Source organism: Streptomyces sp. NPDC021749, assembly GCF_040640655.1.
In the GTDB taxonomy this organism is placed as follows: Bacteria; Actinomycetota; Actinomycetes; order Streptomycetales; family Streptomycetaceae; genus Streptomyces.
In genome coordinates this window covers 24,573-42,083 of sequence record NZ_JBFACE010000053.1, presented here as the reverse complement: position 1 = coordinate 42,083, position 17,511 = coordinate 24,573, and the positions used below count along the sequence as shown (strand labels likewise).

Sequence of the window (17,511 nt, the reverse complement as noted above, 5' to 3'; positions counted from 1 at the left end):
CGCCACCCTGCGCACCACCGACGGCTACGAGCGTTTCCTGGCCCGCGGCAAGGACCTGCTGGAGCGCACCCCGGTCGTCGGCAAACCGCTCTACGAGACCCTGCACGGTGCCAAGAAGGGCCTGAAGGACTTCATCGCGCCGCAGGGCATGTTCGAGGACCTGGGCCTGAAGTACGTCGGCCCGATCGACGGCCACGACATGGAGGCCCTGGAGTCCGCGCTGCAGCGCGCCAAGCGGTTCGGCGGCCCGGTCATCGTGCACTGCCTCACCGAGAAGGGCCGCGGCTACAAGCCGGCCGAGCAGGACGAGGCGGACCGCTTCCACGGCATCGGCGTCATCCACCCCGACACCGGGCTGCCGGTGGCCTCCGGCGGCGCCAGCTGGACCTCCGTCTTCGGCGACGAGATGGTCAAGCTGGGCCGGGAGCGCGACGACATCGTGGCGATCACCGCGGCGATGCTGCAGCCGGTGGGCCTGGGCAAGTTCGCCAAGGCGTTCCCGGACCGGGTCTACGACGTCGGCATCGCCGAGCAGCATGCGGCCGTGTCGGCGGCGGGCCTGGCCACCGGCGGTCTGCACCCGGTCTTCGCGGTCTACGCCACGTTCCTCAACCGCGCCTTCGACCAGGTCCTGATGGACGTCGCGCTGCACAAGTGCGGTGTCACCTTCGTCCTGGACCGGGCCGGGGTCACCGGTGACGACGGCGCCTCGCACAACGGCATGTGGGACATGTCCCTGCTCCAGGTCGTGCCGGGCCTGCGGATCGCCGCCCCGCGCGACGCCGACCAGGTGCGTGCGCAGCTGCGCGAGGCCGTCGAGGTCAAGGACGCGCCGACCGTCGTGCGCTACTCCAAGGGCAAGGTCGGCCCCGCCGTCGAGGCGGTGGGCCGGGTCGGCGGCATGGACGTGCTGCGCGAGCCGGCCGCCGGTGGCGAGCGGCCGGACGTGCTGCTGGTGTCGGTGGGCGCGCTGGCCCCGATGTGCCTGGAGATCGCCGACCTCCTCGACAAGCAGGGCATCTCCACGACCGTCGTGGACCCGCGGTGGGTCAAGCCGGTCGACGAGGCGCTGCCCGGCCTGGCCGCGCGGCACCGGGTCGTCGTCACGGTCGAGGACAACTCCCGTACCGGCGGCGTCGGTTCGGCGATCGCGCAGGCGCTGCGGGACGCCGGTGTGGACCTGCCGCTGCGGGACTTCGGCATCCCCGAGCGGTTCCTCGACCACGCCTCCCGCACGGAGGTCATGGCGGAGATCGGGCTCACCGCCCCCGACATCGCCCGCCAGGTGACCGGCCTGGTCGCCAAGATCGACAACCGTGACGAGGACGCCGCCGGCACCGCGTCGGCAAAGGACGCGGAGCCCGCCGAGGTCGCCCGGGACTGAACCCCGCGCACGGACGGCGATGGGCCGGCCGGTCATCCGTACGGATGTGCCGCCCGGCCCATCGGCATGACGGCAACCGCCCCCCATCGGGTGAATCCCCACCGCCCGGGGGCCCGCCGAAGCTGACTGTTTCACGCCATTGCGGAGACTCGGTCAGTTCAGGAGAGTTGCCAGGGTCGTCCAGGCGGAGGTTCGCCCATGAGCACACAGCACGGACCAGACATCGGACCACGACACTCTGCACGGCGGGACAGCGGGCTGTTCCGCACCAAGTCCGTCGAGCAGTCGATCCAGGACACCGAAGAGCCGGAACACACCCTCAAGAAGTCCCTCTCGGCGCTCGACCTGACCGTATTCGGTGTCGGTGTCATCATCGGCACCGGCATCTTCGTCCTCACCGGAAAGATCGCCAAGGAAACGGCCGGACCCGCCGTCGCGGCGTCCTTCGTCGTCGCCGGCGTGGTCTGCGCGCTGGCGGCGCTGTGTTACGCGGAGTTCGCCTCCACCGTGCCGGTCGCCGGATCGGCCTACACCTTCTCCTACGCCTCGCTGGGCGAACTGCCCGCCTGGATCATCGGCTGGGACCTGATCCTGGAGCTCGCCCTGGGCTGCGCGGTGGTCGCGGTCGGCTGGTCCGGGTACATCCGCTCCCTGCTGGACAGCGCCGGATGGCATCTGCCGCCCGGACTGGCCGGCACCCACGAGGGGCAGTTCGGGTTCGATCTGCTCGCCTGCGTCCTCGTCCTCGTCCTGACCGGCATCCTCGTCCTCGGGATGAAGCTGTCCTCCCGGGTGACCGGCGTGGTCGTGGCGATCAAGGTGACCGTGGTCCTGCTGGTCATCATCGCCGGGTCCTTCCTGATCAGCGGTGCCAACTACGAGCCGTTCGTCCCGCCCAGCCAGCCGAACGAGGCCGGCGGCGGGGTGTCCGCACCCCTGGCCCAGCTCCTCTTCGGGTTCGCCCCGTCCAACTTCGGCACCATGGGCATCTTCGCCGGCGCTGCCGTGGTCTTCTTCGCGTTCATCGGCTTCGACGTCGTGGCCACCGCCGCGGAGGAGACCCGCCACCCCCAGCGGGACGTGCCCCGCGGCATCCTCGGCTCGCTGGCCATCTGCACCCTGCTCTATGTCGCGGTGTCGGTGGTGGTCACCGGCATGGAGAGGTACAGCAAGCTCTCTGTCGACGCCCCGCTCGCGGACGCGTTCAAGGACCTCGGCAAGCCGTTCTTCGCCGACGTCATCAGCTTCGGCGCTGCCGTCGGCCTGACCTCGGTCTGCATGATCCTGCTGCTCGGCCAGAGCCGGGTGTTCTTCGCGATGAGCCGGGACGGGCTGCTGCCGCGGGTGTTCTCCCTCGCCCACCCGCGGTTCGGCACGCCCTACCGCTCGACCATCGCCCTGGGCGTCGTCGTCGCCGTCGTCTCCGGCTTCACCTCGATCGACGTGCTCGCGGAACTCGTCAACATCGGCACGCTGTTCGCGTTCGTGGTCGTCGCCATCGGCGTCATCCTGCTCCGCCGCTCCCGGCCCGACCTGCCGCGCTCCTTCCGCACCCCGTGGGTGCCGGTGGTACCGATCCTGTCGGTCCTCGCCTCGCTGTGGCTGATGCTCAACCTGCCCGCCGAGACCTGGATCCGGTTCGCGATCTGGATGGCCATCGGCTTCGTCATCTACTTCCTCTACGGCAGATCGCACAGCCGCCTCGGCCTCCGCAACCGGCAGGGCAACGGCTAGCGCGGCCCGTCCTGCGTATCACCCGAGCCGGCCGGGGCCCCGACCGGACCTGCCCGGCCCGGGTGATCCGTAAGAGCCCTGACGAACGACCCCTACGGACGGTCCGCCGTCGGGTTGACCGTGCTCCAGTCCTCCTTGCCGCGGCCCTCGGTCAGCGCCGTGGCGAACAGGGACAGCACGCCGTCCAGGAGCGGGTGCGGGAGCCCGCCGGCCATCCGGGCCGCGTACTCCACGTCCTTGTGGGCCCACTCCGCCGAGAAGTTGACCGGCTCCGGCGGGGTCAGATGGCTGCTCCAGGCGAGTTCGGTGACCACCCCGCCGGGCCGCTCCAGCAGGGCCGCGCCGACCTGTCCGGTGTCCAGCCCGGCCGCCCGGGCCAGAGGAGGTGTCGTCGGCCGTGACCTCGAAGACCACCTCCGCGCGGGCGGCCGCGGCCGCCGGGCTCCCGGCCACCACGGCCCCGGCCGCCACCAGGTCCGCGGCCCGCTCCGGGGTGCGGTTCCAGACCACCACCTCGTGCCCGTTCTTCAGCAGGTTCTCGGCCATGCCCCGGCCCATGATGCCCAGGCCCACCACGGTCCTGCGGATGCTCGATATCGTCGCGCCCTGCCCGGCGTACGTACTGGCCCGCTCCAACGACCTGCTGGCCGCCAACACCGCCGGGATGCGGCTGCTGCCCGGCATCGAGGAGTGGCCGGTCCGGCAGCGCAACACCGCGCGCTACACCTTCCTGCACCCGCGGGCCCGCACCCTCTACGGCAACTGGGACGAGGTCGCCGCGGCCACGGTGGCCCATCTGCGGGCGGTCGCCGGCGCCCACCCGGACGCGCCCGACCTCACCGGCCTGATCGGCGAACTCGCCGTCAAGAGCGAGGAGTTCGCCACCCTCTGGCAGCGCTACGACGTGCGCGCACGGACCAACGGCCGCAAGTGCTCCGCGGATTCGGCGGTCGGGCGGATGGACCTGAGCTACGAGGCGTACACGGTGGCCCGCACCGACGGCCACCGCCTCGTCGTCCACCAGGCCGAGCCCGGCACCCCGGACCACGACGCGATGCTCCTGCTGAGCCTCGCGGACGCCCCGGCCGCCCCGACGGCCCCTGACCACGGCCGTCGTCGCGCTCCCGGCGCGGCCGCGGCGAGCGCTATCCGCGCCCGGGCCGGACCGCGCGCGGCCCGGTCACCCGGGCGCCCAGCGCCTGGACGCGGTCGCGCAGTCCACGGTCCGCGGTGACCACCAGGCAGTCCCGCCCGGTGCCCTCGTCCGCGACCAGTTCCACGATCCGGTCGTCGCCGCTGCCGGCCGCCGCAACCACCCGTACGCCCTCCACGGACGTCACCCCGCGCGCCGCGCCCTCCACCACCAGGACCATCTCCAGGGGCGGGTCGGCCAGTCCCGGCAGTCCGCCCGCGGCACAGGCCGGCAGGGTGTCGCGCAGCCGCTCCGCCGCGCCGTGGCGGTCCCGCCACCAGCCGTCGGGCACCGAGCCGACGACGTTCGCGGCATCGACGATGACCAAGGTATCCATGGCGCCACCCTGCCATGCCCGGGCGCCGGCGGACCCCGCCCGGACGTACGGAAGGCGCGGACCGGCTCCGCCGAGCCGGCCCGCGCCTTCCGTACCAGCCGCGTTACGCGGGCACGCTCGCCACGCCCGGGGCCAGGAACTTCTTGCCGGTCACCCGCTCGGAGACGCCCGCACGGTCCAGGTACGGCGTGATGCCGCCCAGGTGGAAGGGCCAGCCGGCACCGGTGATCAGGCACAGGTCGATGTCCTGGGCCTCGGCCACCACGCCCTCGTCGAGCATGATGCCGATCTCCTCGGCGACCGCGTCCAGCACCCGGTCGCGGACCTGGGCCTCGGTCAGCACCGAGTCGCCCTGCTTGAGCAGCGCGGCGACCTCCGGGTCCAGCTCCGGCTTGCCGCTGTCGTAGACGTAGAAGCCGCGCTTGCCGGCCTCGACGACCGCCTTGAGGTTCGGGGACACCTTGAAGCGGTCCGGGAAGGCCCGGTTGAGGGTCTCCGAGACGTGCAGGCCGATCGCGGGGCCGACCAGCTCCAGCAGCACCAGCGGGGACATCGGCAGACCCAGCGGCTCGATGGCCTTCTCCGCGACCTCGACCGGGGTGCCCTCGTCGATGACGTTCTGGATCTCGCCCATGAAGCGGGTCAGGATGCGGTTCACGACGAACGCCGGGGCGTCCTTGGTGAGGACCGCGGTCTTCTTCAGCTTCTTGGCGACGCCGAAGGCCGTGGCCAGCGCGGCGTCATCGGTCTTCTCACCGCGCACGATCTCCAGCAGCGGGAGGATCGCGACCGGGTTGAAGAAGTGGAAGCCCACGACCCGCTCGGGGTGCTTGAGCTTCGACGCCATCTCCGTCACCGACAGCGAGGAGGTGTTGGTGGCGAGGATCGCGTGCTCCGGCGCCACCGCCTCGACCTCGGCGAAGACCTGCTGCTTGACGCCGATCTCCTCGAAGACGGCCTCGATGATGAAGTCCGCGTCCGCGAAGCCCTCGGCCTTGTCGAGGACGCCGCTCACCAGGGCCTTGAGGCGGTTGGCCTTGTCCTGGTTGATCCGGCCCTTGCCCAGCAGCTTGTCGATCTCGCCGTGGACGTAGCCGACGCCCTTGTCGATGCGCTCCTGGTCGATGTCGGTGAGGACCACCGGCACCTCCAGGCGGCGCAGGAAGAGCAGCGCCAGCTGAGAGGCCATCAGACCGGCGCCGACCACGCCGACCTTGCTGACCGGGCGGGCCAGGCTCTTGTCCGGGGCGCCGGCGGGCCGCTTGGCGCGCTTCTGCACCAGGTTGAACGAGTAGATCCCGGCGCGGAGTTCGCCGCCCATGATGAGGTCGGCGAGCGCCTGGTCCTCGGCGTCGAAACCGGCCTGCAGGTCACCGCTCTTGGCGGCCGCGATGATGTCCAGCGCGCGGTACGCGGCCGGGGCGGCGCCGTGCACCTTGCCGTCGGCGATGAAGCGGCCCTTGGCGACGGCCTGGTCCCAGGCCTCGCCGCGGTCGATCTCGGGACGCTCGACGGCGAGGTCGCCCTTGAGCACCTGCGCGGTCCAGATCAGCGACTGCTCCAGGAAGTCCGCGCCCTCGAAGATCGCGTCGGCGATGCCGAGGTCGAAGACCTGCTGGCCCTTGAGCTGCTTGTTCTGGTTGAGCGAGTTCTCGATGATGACCGAGACGGCCTTGTCCGCACCGATGAGGTTCGGCAGCAGGGCGCAGCCGCCCCAGCCGGGGACCAGGCCGAGGAAGACCTCGGGAAGCGAGAAGGCCGGCAGGGCCTTGGAGACCGTGCGGTACGAGCAGTGCAGACCGACCTCGACGCCACCGCCCATCGCGGCGCCGTTGTAGTACGCGAAGGTCGGCACGGCGAGCTGGGAGAGCCGCTTGAAGACCTCGTGGCCGCCCTTGCCGATGGCCAGCGCGTCCTCGTGCCGCTTCAGCAGCTCGACGCCCTTGAGGTCGGCGCCGACCGCGAAGATGAACGGCTTGCCGGTGAGGCCGGCGCCGACGATCTCGCCGTCCGCGGCCTCCTTCTCGACCTGGTCGAGCGCCGCGTTGAGGTTCGCGAGCGAGGCCGGGCCGAAGGTGGTCGGCTTGGTGTGGTCGAAGCCGTTGTCCAGCGTGATGAGGGCGAACCGGCCCGCACCGAAGGGCAGGTCGAGGTGGCGGACGTGCGCCGAGGTGACGACCTCGTCCGGGAACAGCTCGGCCGCGCCCTTCAGGAGCTCAGCGGTGGTGGTGCTCACTTGTCGCCTCCGGCGTCCTTGTGGTTCGGGTTCTCCCAGATGACCGTCGCGCCCATGCCGAAGCCGACGCACATGGTGGTCAGGCCGTAGCGGACCTCGGGCTGCTCCTCGAACTGGCGGGCCAGCTGGGTCATCAGCCGGACGCCGGAGGAGGCGAGCGGGTGGCCGAAGGCGATGGCGCCGCCGTACTGGTTGACGCGCTCGTCGTCGTCCGCGATGCCGTAGTGGTCGAGGAAGGCGAGGACCTGAACGGCGAACGCCTCGTTGATCTCGAACAGGCCGATGTCGCCGATGCCCAGGCCCGCCTTGGCGAGCGCCTTCTCCGTCGCCGGGATCGGGCCGTAGCCCATGACCTCGGGCTCGACGCCCGCGAAGGCGTAGGAGACCAGGCGCATCTTCACCGGGAGGTCGTGCTCCCGGGCGAAGTCCTCGGACGCGATGATCGAGGCGGTGGCACCGTCGTTGAGACCGGCGGCGTTACCGGCGGTGACCCGGCCGTGCGTACGGAACGGCGTCTTGAGGCCCGCGAGGTTCTCCAGCGTCGTGCCCGGGCGCATCGGCTCGTCGGAGGTCACCAGACCCCAACCGGTCTCGCCCACCTCGGCGTTGGTGTTGCGCACCGAGATCGGGACCAGGTCCTGCTGGATCTTCCCGTTGGCGTACGCCTTCGCGGCCTTCTCCTGCGAGCGCACCGCGTAGGCGTCGGCGCGCTCCTTGGTCAGCTGCGGGTAGCGGTCGTGGAGGTTCTCCGCGGTCATGCCCATGAACAGGGCGGACTCGTCGACGAGCTTCTCGCTGACGAAGCGGGGGTTGGGGTCGACCGCCTCGCCCATGGGGTGGCGGCCCATGTGCTCGACACCGCCGGCGATCACGGCGTCGTACGCGCCGAAGGCGATGGAGCCCGCGGTGGTCGTGACGGCGGTCAGCGCACCGGCACACATGCGGTCGATGGAGTAGCCGGGCACCGACTGCGGGAGGCCCGCGAGGATGCCGGCGGTGCGGCCGAGGGTCAGGCCCTGGTCGCCGATCTGGGTCGTGGCGGCGATGGCGACCTCGTCGATCTTCGCCGGGTCGAGACCGGGGTTGCGGCGCAGCAGCTCCCGGATCGACTTCACGACCAGGTCGTCGGCGCGGGTCTCGTGGTAGATGCCCTTCGGGCCCGCCTTGCCGAACGGGGTGCGGACGCCGTCGACGAAGACGACGTCCCTAGCGGTACGAGGCACGTTGGCTCTCCTCCAGGTGCGGGATGGCACTGCTGCGGGGCGCCCCCAGGGACGCTTCCCACCGACATGCTACTTACGGGTAACCAACCTGCCCACCCCCACCGCCGGGAGCGGTGAAGGTCACACCGGATGGAGGTGCGGGGCGGCCGCTGCGGTGCGCCGTCCGCGGGGAACGGCGCGGCGGGAACCGGTGATCGAAAACGTCCGGATGTCGTCGGGCCTGGCGCAAACCGCACCACATCCCACTTAAAGTGACCGTATGGATACAAAGAGGAGTGCGGCGCTCTGTGCCGCCGTCACCCTGGGCGGCGCCCTGCTGGCGGGCTGCGGCAACGGGAGCACCAACGGGACCGGGACGCCCGGCCGGGACAGCGGGGCGCCCTCCCGGCCGGTACCCGCCTCCGCCCCCGGCTCACCCGGCACCACGCTCACCGCGGACCAGACCGAACGCAAGGCGCTGATCCCCGCCGCCAAGGTGGACTACGAACGGGCGCTCCGCGCGGCCGTCGCCGCGGTGCCGTCCTCGGAGCCGGTCGCGGCCGAACTCAAGGGCACGCCGAAGGACCCCTACTGGCAGACGGCGGTCGCGACGTCCGACGGGACCGCGCACGCCGTCCGCGTCAACGCGGTCTCCGGCAAGGCCGATCCGCCCCGCACCGAGTCGGACGACGCCGACGACAAGAAGCAACTGGCCGCCCGGCTCGCCGAGGCCACCGTCACCGCGCAGCAGGCCGTCGAGACGGCCACCGCGAAGACGAAGGGCACGGTCAGCGCCGTGGAGCTCGGCGAGGCCGACAACGGCGGCAAGCAGGCGGCCTGGTCCGTCGACGTGGTCACCACCGACGACTGGAACAAGACCACCTACGACATCGACGCGACCAACCGCAAGGTGCTCCGGATGCACGTCGACCAGGACTGATCCGCGGATCGTCCCTGGTCGGCGTGGTGGTGGGCGGGCGGCTCAGCCGTCCTCGGCGCCCGTCAGCAGGGCCTCGGTGAGGATCGGGGCGACCTGTTCGATCTGCCAGGGGCGGGCGCCGTGGCCGGTGAGGATCTCGGCGACCGACTCGCGGCTGGGTACGGCGGGCGGCTCCCAGCACAGCCGGCGCACCGTGTCCGGCGTGATCAGGTTCTCCTGCGGCAGGTTGAGCTCCTCGGCCAGCGCGGTGACCGCGGCGCGGGCGGCCGCCAGCCGGGCCGCGGCGGCCGGGTCCTTGTCGGCCCAGGAGCGGGGCGGCGGGGGGCCGTTGAGCGGCTGGCCGGGCTGCGGCAGCTCGCTCTCGGGCAGTGCGCGGGCACGGTCGACGGCGGCCTGCCACTGCTCCAGCTGGCGCCGGCCCATGCGGTGGCCGAAGCCGGGCAGCGCGGCCAGTGCGTGGCTGTTGGGCGGGAGGTTCAGCGCCGCCTCCACGATCGCCGCGTCGCCCAGCACCTTGCCCGGGGAGACGTCGCGCCGCTGGGCGACCTGGTCACGGGCCGTCCACAACTCCCGTACCACCGCCATCTGGCGGCGCCGGCGGACCTTGTGCATGCCGGACGTACGGCGCCAGGGGTCCTTGCGGGGCGGTGCCGGGGGCGCGGCGGCGATCGCCGCGAACTCCTGGCGGGCCCACTCCAGCTTCCCCTGCCGGGTCAGCTCCTCCTCCAGTGCGTCGCGCAGGTCCACCAGCAGCTCGACGTCGAGCGCGGCGTAGCGCAGCCAGGGCTCGGGCAGCGGACGGGTGGACCAGTCGACCGCGGAGTGGCCCTTCTCCAGCGCGAAGCCGAGGACCTTCTCGACCATCGCGCCCAGACCGACCCGGGCGAAGCCCGCCAGCCGCCCGGCCAGCTCGGTGTCGAACAGCCGGGTGGGGACCATCCCTATGTCGCGCAGGCACGGCAGGTCCTGAGTGGCGGCGTGCAGCACCCACTCGGCGTCGCCGATCGCCTCGCCCAGGGCCGACAGGTCGGGACAGCCGACCGGGTCGATCAACGCGCTGCCGGCGCCCTCGCGGCGCAGCTGCACGAGGTAGGCGCGCTGGCCGTAGCGGTAGCCCGAGGCGCGCTCGGCGTCGACGGCCACCGGGCCGGTACCGGCCGCGAAGGCCGCCACCACCTCGGCGAGCGCCTCGTCCGTCGCGACCACCGGGGGGATGCCCTCGCGGGGCTCCAGGAGAGGGACCGGCGCCGGTCGGGGATCCGGAGGGGAGTCTCCGGGGGCTCGCAGTGTCGTGTCTGCTGCGGTCTTTTGGGCGTCGGTCACCAGTCAAGGGTATCTGTGTATGCACGTCGCCCGTCGAGGGAACGTTCCCTCGACGGGCGAGCGGGGCGTGTGAACGGGTCAGTGGATGATGCCGGTGCGCAGCGCGACCGCGACCATTCCGGCCCGGTCGCCGGTGCCGAGTTTGCGGGCGATCCGGGCGAGGTGGCTCTTGACGGTCAGGGCGGACAGCCCCATCGACACGCCGATGGCCTTGTTGGACTGGCCCTCCGCCACCAGCCGCAACACCTCGACCTCACGGCCCGACAGCTCCCGGTAGCCGCCGGGGTGCCCGGGGGCGCCCGGCGGACGGCGCTGCATACGGGCCGCGTTGGCCCCGATGGGCGAGGCGCCCGGCCGGCCCGGGATGCCCAGGTTGGTGCGGGTGCCGGTGACGACATAGCCCTTGACGCCACCGGCCAGGGCGTTGCGGACGGCGCCGATGTCGTCGGCGGCGGAGAGGGCGAGGCCGTTGGGCCAGCCGGCCGCCCGGGTCTCGGACAGCAGGGTGAGGCCGGAGCCGTCGGGAAGGTGGACGTCGGCAACGCAGATGTCACGCGGGTTGCCGACACGGGGGCGCGCCTCCGCGATGGACGACGCCTCGATCACGTCACGTACTCCGAGGGCCCACAGGTGGCGGGTGACGGTGGAGCGGACACGGGGGTCGGCCACGACGACCATGGCCGTCGGCTTGTTCGGGCGGTAGGCGACCAGGCTCGAAGGTTGCTCAAGGAGAACAGACACCGGGCCTCCTGGGGGAGTGGCGGGGGACGGAAGCCGACTTGGGGGAGCCGGAATGATCCGTGTTTGAAGGGTCACTGACCTCTTCGGCAGCAATCCGGCCGGACTTTAGACTTTGATCACGATTTAGTTAGGGGCAATTCGGGCAAATCGGATGCGTGATCGATCAGGTGGGCACCCACTGCATACCGAGTTGATCAGAGCCGGCGCGAACGTGATCATTGCGGCCGGAGCGCGTCCGGCCGCCACGGCGCTCAGTGGGGAGGAGCACCGCAGCCGTCAGCGGGAGGGGCGCCGCAGCGGTCAGCGGGGATGGGCACCGCGGCGCTGCGGCAGCGGAACGACCCCGCCGCGCGGACCCGCCTCCGGCGCGGCCGGCGGCAGCCCCGCGACCTGGGCCAGCAGATCGCACCACGCCGCCAGGTGCACGCCCAGGTCCAGCGCTCCGCCCGGCCCCTCGGCCGGCGTCCAGGACGCCCGGATCTCGATCTGGGTCGCCGGCTCCCGCGACGCGAGCCCGCCGAAGTAGTACGACCCGGCCCGGGTCACCGTGCCGCTCGGGGCGCCGTACCGCACCCCCCGGGCCTCCAGCGCACCCGTCAGCCAGGACCAGGAGACCTCCGGCAGCAGCGGATCGGCGCCCATCTCCGGCTCCAGCTCCGCCCGTACCAGCGTCACCAGGCGGAACGTGCCGTGCCAGGCGTCCTCGCCGGCCGGATTGTGCAGCAGCACCAGCCGGCCGTCCGCCAGGTCCCGGTCCTCTTCGCCCGGCGCCGCCGCCCGCTCGACGACCGCCGCCTCCAGCGCGTACGCGTACGGGGCGAGCCGCCTCGGCGCGGGTGCCGGGTCGATCTCGACCTCCGGCCGCAGTCGTGCCGCGCGGAGCGCCTCGACCGCCTGCCGGAAGGGGATCGGGGCCTCGTCCGCGCCGTCCGCGAGGTGTTCGTGAGCCGCAGCCATGCCCGGAAGATTAGGCGGAACCGGGCCCGCATACGGGGAGGACACCCGGTACACACGTCGCCCGTTCGGAGGCGCCCCGGAGCGCATGCGAAGATTTGGGGCGTGAGCGCCAACCAGAGCCCTGCGGGCCAGCAGCAGACCGGTACCCACGACTCGGCCTTCCTCCGGGCCTGCCGGCGTGAGCCGGTACCGCACACGCCGGTGTGGTTCATGCGTCAGGCCGGGCGCTCGCTGCCTGAGTACCGCAAGGTCCGCGAGGGCATCGCGATGCTCGACTCGTGCATGCGGCCCGACCTCGTCACCGAGATCACGCTGCAGCCCGTGCGCCGCCACGGCGTCGACGCCGCCATCTACTTCAGCGACATCGTCGTCCCCCTCAAGGCCATCGGCATCGACCTCGACATCAAGCCCGGCGTCGGCCCGGTCGTCGAGAGGCCCATCCGCACCCGCGCCGACCTGGCGCAGCTGCGCGACCTGGAGCCCGGCGACGTCTCCTACGTCACCGAGGCCATCGGCATGCTCGTCCGCGAGCTGGGCACCACCCCGCTCATCGGCTTCGCCGGTGCGCCGTTCACGCTCGCCAGCTACCTCGTCGAGGGCGGCCCGTCCCGCAACCACGAGCGCACCAAGGCCCTCATGTACGGCGACCCGCAGCTGTGGGCGGACCTCCTGGACCGCCTCGCCGACATCACCGCCGCCTTCCTCAAGGTCCAGATCGAGGCCGGCGCCGGTGCGGTGCAGCTCTTCGACTCCTGGGTCGGCGCGCTCGCCCCGGCCGACTACCGCCGCTCCGTGATGCCCGCCTCCACCAAGGTCTTCCGGGCCGTCGCCGATTACGGTGTCCCGCGGATCCACTTCGGTGTCGGCACCGGCGAACTCCTCGGCCTGCTGGGCGAGGCGGGCGCGGACGTGGTCGGCGTCGACTGGCGGGTGCCGCTCGACGAGGCGGCCCGCCGGGTCGGCCCCGGCAAGGCGCTCCAGGGCAACCTCGACCCGGCCGTCCTCTTCGCCCCCCGCGAGGCCGTCGAGGCCAAGGCCGACGAGGTCCTCGACGCCGCGTCCGGCCTCGAAGGCCACGTCTTCAACCTCGGTCACGGCGTCCTGCCGACCACCGACCCGGACGCGCTCACCCGCCTCGTCGAGTACGTCCACACCCGTACGGCCCGCTGACCCTACGGCCCGCTGACCGGTACGGGAGCGGTACGCCGCGGCGCGGTCAGGTGCCCGCCGCCCGTACCGCACCCGCGGCCTTGCGGGCGGCCACCAGGATCGGGTCCCAGACCGGGGAGAACGGCGGGGCGTAGCCCAGGTCGAGGGCGGTCATCCGCTCCACCGTCATCCCGGCGGTGAGGGCGACCGCGGCGACGTCCACGCGCTTGCCGGCGCCCTCCCGGCCGACGATCTGCACGCCGAGCAGCCGGCCGGTCCGGCGCTCGGCGAGCATCTTGACGTGCATCGGCCGGGTGCCGGGGTAGTAGCCGGCGCGGCTGGTGGCCTCGACGGTGACCGCGACGAACCGCAGTCCGGCGGCGTGCGCCTGGCTCTCCAGCAGCCCGGTCCGGGCGATCTCCAGATCGCAGACCTTGCTGACCGCCGTGCCGACCACCCCAGGGAAGGTCGCATAACCGCCGGCCACATTGGCGCCGATGACCTGGCCGTGCTTGTTGGCGTGGGTGCCCAGCGCGATGTGGCGGGTGCGGCCCGAGACGAGGTCCAGCACCTCGACGCAGTCGCCGCCGGCCCACACGGCGTCGTGGCCGCGCACCCGCATCGCCAGATCGGTGAGCAGCCCGCCGGACTCGCCCAGCGGCAGCCCGGCAGCCTCGGCCAGCGCGGTCTGCGGTCGTACGCCCAGGCCCAGGACCACCACGTCCGCCGGGTACTCGGCGTCCTCGGTGGTGACCGCGCGGGCCCGGCCGTCCTCATCCGTCAGTACGCCGGTGACGGCGGCGCCGAGCACCGTCTCGATGCCCATCCCGCACATCGCCTCGTGCACCAGCGCCCCCATGTCCGGGTCGAGGGTCGACATCGGCTGGCCGGCCTGCTCCAGGACGGTGACCTCGTAACCACGGTGGATCAGTGCCTCGGCCATCTCCACGCCGATGTAGCCCGCCCCGACGACCACGGCCCGCCGGCCCGCGGACTTCTCCAGCGTGTCCAGCAGCGCCTGGCCGTCGTCCAGGGTCTGCACGCCGTGCACGCCGGGGGCGTCGATGCCCGGCAGCGGGGGCCGCTTGGGCGTCGCGCCGGTCGCCAGCACCAGCTTGTCGAAGCCGGTCCAGGTCTCCCGCCCGCCGTTGTCCAGCTCCCGGCTGCGCACCCGCCCCCGGTCCAGGTCGAGTTCGGTGACCTCGGTGCGCATCCGCAGATCGATCTCCCGGGCCCGGTGCTCCTTCGCCGTACGGGCGATCAGCGCGTCCGGTCCGTCGACCTGGCCGCCCACCCAGTAGGGGATGCCGCAGGCGGAATAGGACGTGAAGTGGCTGCGCTCGAACGCGGTGATCGCCAGCTCCTCGGGCTTCTTCAGCCGGCGCGCCTGCGACGCGGCCGCCATCCCCGCCGCATCGCCCCCGACGATCACCAGTCGCTCGGCCGTCGCCATGCCATGTCCCTTCGTCGGATGTCTGAGGTACCTGATGTGCCCTGATGTGCCGGTCGCTCCTGCTGGGTACCCGGTCGTCCCCCGCGTCTACCGCCGGCCCGTACGGGCCCGCCGGATCCTCCGCGGGGCGGCGCGGTTCCGCCGCGCGGGGGAGCGGTGATGCGTCCGCTGGGCGGCCGCACCGTGCCGGCGTCGGCCGCGCTGGTCCCGGCCGTCCTCGGCGCCCTCGGTGCCGCCGGAGTCGTCGGCTACTTCGTCGCGTCCGTATGGATGACGGGCTCCCGCCCGGCCATACCGCCACCGAGGAGCCGGTGCTGACGGTCTGTTACCTCCCGCTGCCGGCCTGGGGCCCGCTGGTGGGGGTGCTGGCGTACGCCTGCCACCGGCGCCGGGCGGGCTACGGAACCGTCCGGGCCGCCCGCGCGCAGGGACGGTGGCGTCACCGCTCCAGTACGAGGGCCAACCCCTGGCCCACGCCGATGCACAGGGCGGCCAGGCCGGTGCCCGAGCCCGCGGTGGCGAGCTGGTGGGCGACCGCGCCGGCCAGACGGGCGCCGGAGGCACCGAGGGGGTGGCCGATGGCGATCGCGCCGCCGCGCGGGTTCACCACGGACGGGTCGAGGTCCGGCCACTGGCCCAGGCAGCCCAGCGCCTGGGCTGCGAACGCCTCGTTCAGCTCGACCGTGGTGAGGTCGGCGAAGCCGCGCCCGGACCGGTCCAGTGCGCGCCGGACCGCCTCCACCGGACCCAGCCCGAACAGCTGGGGCTCGATACCGGTCACCGCGCCGGCCCGAATGCGGGCCAGCGGCTCCCGCCCGGTGGCGCGCAAGCCCTCGTCGTCGACCAACAGGAGCGCGGCCGCACCGTCGTTGAGCGGTGAGGAGTTGCCGGCGGTGACCGTGCCCCCGGCCGTCCGGAACACCGGCTTCAGCTTGGACAGCGCCTCCAGGGAGGAGCCTTCGCGAATCGTTTCGTCACGGCCCAGATCGACGCCCGGGAGCGGGACCACCTCGGCGTCGTAAGCGCCCTCCCGCCAGGCCCGCACCGCCTTCTGGTGGCTGGCCAGCGCGAACACGTCCTGCTGTTCCCGGGTGATGCCGTGCGCGTCGGCGATCAGTTCGGCGCCCTCGCCCAGCGCCACCGTCCACTCCGGGCGCATCCGCGGATTGACCATCCGCCAGCCCAGCGTCGAGGAGAACATCTCCTGGTGGCCGGCGGGGAAGGCCCGCTCGGGCTTGCGCAGGACGTACGGCGCGCGGCTCATCGACTCCACCCCGCCGGCCACCACGATCTGCGCGTCGCCGTGCGCGATCGCCCGGGCCCCCTGGATGACCGCTTCCAGACCGGAGCCGCACAGGCGGTTGACGGTCACGCCGGGCACGGTCGCCGGCAGCCCGGCGAGCAGCACGGCCATCCGCGCGACGTTGCGGTTGTCCTCGCCGGCGCCGTTCGCGTCGCCGAAGCAGACGTCGTCGATCCGCGCCGGGTCCAGGTCCGGGGTGCGGTCGACCAAGGACCGCACCACATGGGCGGCGAGGTCGTCGGGCCGGATGCCGGCCAGCGCGCCGCCGTATTTGCCGACGGGGGTCCGTACGGCGTCGACGATGTAGACATCCCGCAGGCGTGGCTCGGTCATCAGGCGCTGTCCTCGCTGTCCCGGCTCTCGAACGGTCGGCGGACGGTACGAAGATCGCCGCCGCCCACCCGAGTCTTTGCCCGCCGCCGCCCGCTGTCAACGGGGTCCTCGGTCACCCTCCCCGGCCGGCCCGGTCCGGGCGGGGGCCGGCGGGGCGTCCGCCGGCCCGTCGTCCGCGGCACGCGGCCCGTCGGACGGTGCCGGCGCCTCCCGGGTGTCCGCGGCCCGGCGCCGGCGCCGGAGCGCCGACGGCAGCCGGCCGCGGACCAGCCGCCACAGGCCGTACAGCAGCCCCACCGCCCCCGCGAACGGCAGCACCGCGCCGAGTGCCACCAGCAGCCACTTCACGGCCGCCAGGAAGGCGTGCCAGCCGCCGGCCAGCGCGTCGCCGAAGGACCTGTCGCTGTCGTCGTCGGACGCTCCGTCGGGGGCGGCGTCCGGCTGCCGGAGCAGCAGCGTGACGGTGGCCATCGCGGTCCGGTCCCTGAGCGACTTCAGCCGCGCCTCCAGGGACTCCAGATCCGCCTGCCGGCTGCTGAGTTCGGACTCCAGCGAGACGATGTCGGCGATCGACGCCGCCTTCTCCATCAGTGCCCGGACCCGCGCCACGCTCGCCCGTTGCGTCCGGACCCGGCTGTCGACGTCCACCACCTGGTCGGTGACGTCCTTCGCCGCGAGCCGACGGGACACCACGGTGCCCAGACGGGCCAGCCGCCCCAGGACGGCGTCGTACTCCGCCGGCGGTACCCGCAGCACCAGCCGCGACCGCTCATGCCCCTCCGGGTCCCGGTCGGTGGTCTCGGCGGCCGGGTAGCCGCCCGCGCCGTCGACGACCGCCCGCGCCCTGGCCGCCGCCCCGGAGACGTCCTCGGTCCGCACGGTGAGCGTCGCGGTCCGGACGACCTGCGGCGATGCCGCCCCCGGCACCTTGGCGAGCGTGCCGCCCGGGCGGGCCGGGGCGCCCTCCGCGGCGCCCCGGGCACCGGTCCGGCCGTCGGCCGCCGCCCGGTCCGGCGCGGCCTTGCCGGGCAACACCCCCTCGGCCGTGCGCGGGCCGGCCGAGGCGCTGCACCCGGCAGCCGTGAGGGCGACGGTGAGCAGCAGTCCCGCCGTCGCCGCTCGCCCCGCTCCTGCTGGTCCCCGCATGTGCGCTCCCCACGAAGTGACGTGCCGGTGGCGCTCTTTCGACCGGCGCTTCTTCGACGGGCACGCCCGGAGAGGGGTTGC

16 protein-coding genes and 1 pseudogene are annotated in these 17,511 nt (G+C 73.0%); 6 read left to right on the top strand and 11 right to left on the bottom strand.

Annotation, left to right across the window (positions count from 1 at the left end; genetic code table 11):
• Together AB0G35_RS33530 and AB0G35_RS33525 are read left to right on the top strand one after the other, a co-directional pair.
• Positions 1-1,384: transketolase C-terminal domain-containing protein (locus tag AB0G35_RS33530; protein ID WP_360957408.1), on the top strand; the 1,384-nt coding region annotated here is incomplete at its 5' end.
• Positions 1,385-1,582: 198 nt separating this feature from the next.
• Positions 1,583-3,118 (top strand): amino acid permease, encoded by a 1,536-nt coding sequence (locus AB0G35_RS33525; protein ID WP_360957405.1) that lies wholly within the window; start codon positions 1,583-1,585, stop codon positions 3,116-3,118.
• Between the two features lie 92 nt (positions 3,119-3,210).
• Here AB0G35_RS33525 and AB0G35_RS33520 read toward each other — a convergent pair whose 3' ends face one another.
• Both AB0G35_RS33520 and AB0G35_RS33515 read right to left on the bottom strand, forming a co-directional pair.
• A complete protein-coding gene (locus AB0G35_RS33520; RefSeq protein WP_360957419.1) occupies positions 3,211-3,432 on the bottom strand; it encodes a hypothetical protein in 222 nt (73 codons plus the stop codon).
• Between the two features lie 145 nt (positions 3,433-3,577).
• Positions 3,578-3,664, bottom strand: a pseudogene (locus tag AB0G35_RS33515) (NAD(P)-binding domain-containing protein); the annotation flags it as partial.
• Here AB0G35_RS33515 and AB0G35_RS33510 point away from each other — a divergent pair.
• Complete coding sequence (locus AB0G35_RS33510) at positions 3,663-4,352, top strand: hypothetical protein (protein WP_360957402.1); 690 nt, start codon at positions 3,663-3,665, stop codon at positions 4,350-4,352. The pseudogene AB0G35_RS33515 and the gene AB0G35_RS33510 sit on opposite strands and share 2 nt — an antisense overlap.
• On the opposite strand, the gene AB0G35_RS33505 is transcribed toward AB0G35_RS33510, so the two are convergent.
• From AB0G35_RS33505 to AB0G35_RS33495, 3 genes are all read right to left on the bottom strand, one after another.
• Complete coding sequence (locus tag AB0G35_RS33505; protein WP_360957399.1) at positions 4,264-4,647, bottom strand: NTP pyrophosphohydrolase; 384 nt, start codon at positions 4,645-4,647, stop codon at positions 4,264-4,266. The two genes, AB0G35_RS33510 and AB0G35_RS33505, sit on opposite strands and share 89 nt — an antisense overlap.
• Positions 4,648-4,750: 103 nt before the next feature.
• A complete protein-coding gene (locus AB0G35_RS33500) occupies positions 4,751-6,883 on the bottom strand; it encodes a 3-hydroxyacyl-CoA dehydrogenase NAD-binding domain-containing protein (protein WP_360957397.1) in 2,133 nt (710 codons plus the stop codon).
• Positions 6,880-8,106, bottom strand: coding sequence for an acetyl-CoA C-acyltransferase (locus AB0G35_RS33495; protein ID WP_360957394.1), 1,227 nt, complete (start codon positions 8,104-8,106; stop codon positions 6,880-6,882). Before AB0G35_RS33495 ends, AB0G35_RS33500 begins: the two co-directional genes overlap by 4 nt.
• A 259-nt stretch (positions 8,107-8,365) precedes the next feature.
• On the opposite strand from AB0G35_RS33495, the gene AB0G35_RS33490 reads away from it, so the two are divergent.
• A complete protein-coding gene (locus tag AB0G35_RS33490; RefSeq protein ID WP_360957392.1) occupies positions 8,366-9,025 on the top strand; it encodes a PepSY domain-containing protein in 660 nt (219 codons plus the stop codon).
• Positions 9,026-9,067: 42 nt separating this feature from the next.
• Here AB0G35_RS33490 and AB0G35_RS33485 read toward each other — a convergent pair whose 3' ends face one another.
• From AB0G35_RS33485 to AB0G35_RS33475, 3 genes are all read right to left on the bottom strand, one after another.
• Positions 9,068-10,348 carry a ribonuclease D gene (locus tag AB0G35_RS33485; RefSeq protein ID WP_360957389.1) on the bottom strand — a complete coding sequence of 427 codons (1,281 nt, stop codon included), beginning with the start codon at positions 10,346-10,348 and terminating at the stop codon, positions 9,068-9,070.
• 78 nt (positions 10,349-10,426) lie between these two features.
• A complete protein-coding gene (locus tag AB0G35_RS33480) occupies positions 10,427-11,089 on the bottom strand; it encodes a response regulator transcription factor (protein WP_084774702.1) in 663 nt (220 codons plus the stop codon).
• A gap of 300 nt (positions 11,090-11,389) precedes the next feature.
• On the bottom strand, positions 11,390-12,046 hold the full coding sequence (locus tag AB0G35_RS33475; protein ID WP_360957386.1) for a DUF3000 domain-containing protein: 657 nt from the start codon (positions 12,044-12,046) through the stop codon (positions 11,390-11,392).
• 102 nt (positions 12,047-12,148) lie between these two features.
• On the opposite strand from AB0G35_RS33475, the gene hemE reads away from it, so the two are divergent.
• Complete coding sequence (gene hemE / locus AB0G35_RS33470; RefSeq protein WP_360957383.1) at positions 12,149-13,216, top strand: uroporphyrinogen decarboxylase; 1,068 nt, start codon at positions 12,149-12,151, stop codon at positions 13,214-13,216.
• A 46-nt stretch (positions 13,217-13,262) separates the two neighbouring features.
• Here the strand turns inward: hemE and AB0G35_RS33465 are convergent, their stop codons facing one another.
• Positions 13,263-14,648, bottom strand: a complete 1,386-nt coding sequence (locus AB0G35_RS33465; RefSeq protein WP_360957380.1) for an FAD-dependent oxidoreductase — start codon at positions 14,646-14,648, stop codon at positions 13,263-13,265.
• 159 nt (positions 14,649-14,807) lie between these two features.
• On the opposite strand from AB0G35_RS33465, the gene AB0G35_RS33460 reads away from it, so the two are divergent.
• On the top strand, positions 14,808-14,966 hold the full coding sequence (locus AB0G35_RS33460) for a hypothetical protein (protein ID WP_360957378.1): 159 nt from the start codon (positions 14,808-14,810) through the stop codon (positions 14,964-14,966).
• A gap of 121 nt (positions 14,967-15,087) precedes the next feature.
• Here AB0G35_RS33460 and AB0G35_RS33455 read toward each other — a convergent pair whose 3' ends face one another.
• Both AB0G35_RS33455 and AB0G35_RS33450 read right to left on the bottom strand, forming a co-directional pair.
• Positions 15,088-16,284, bottom strand: coding sequence for a thiolase family protein (locus AB0G35_RS33455; RefSeq protein WP_360957376.1), 1,197 nt, complete (start codon positions 16,282-16,284; stop codon positions 15,088-15,090).
• A 96-nt stretch (positions 16,285-16,380) separates the two neighbouring features.
• Positions 16,381-17,430, bottom strand: a complete 1,050-nt coding sequence (locus tag AB0G35_RS33450) for a DUF4349 domain-containing protein (RefSeq protein WP_360957374.1) — start codon at positions 17,428-17,430, stop codon at positions 16,381-16,383.
• Positions 17,431-17,511: the final 81 nt, after the last annotated feature.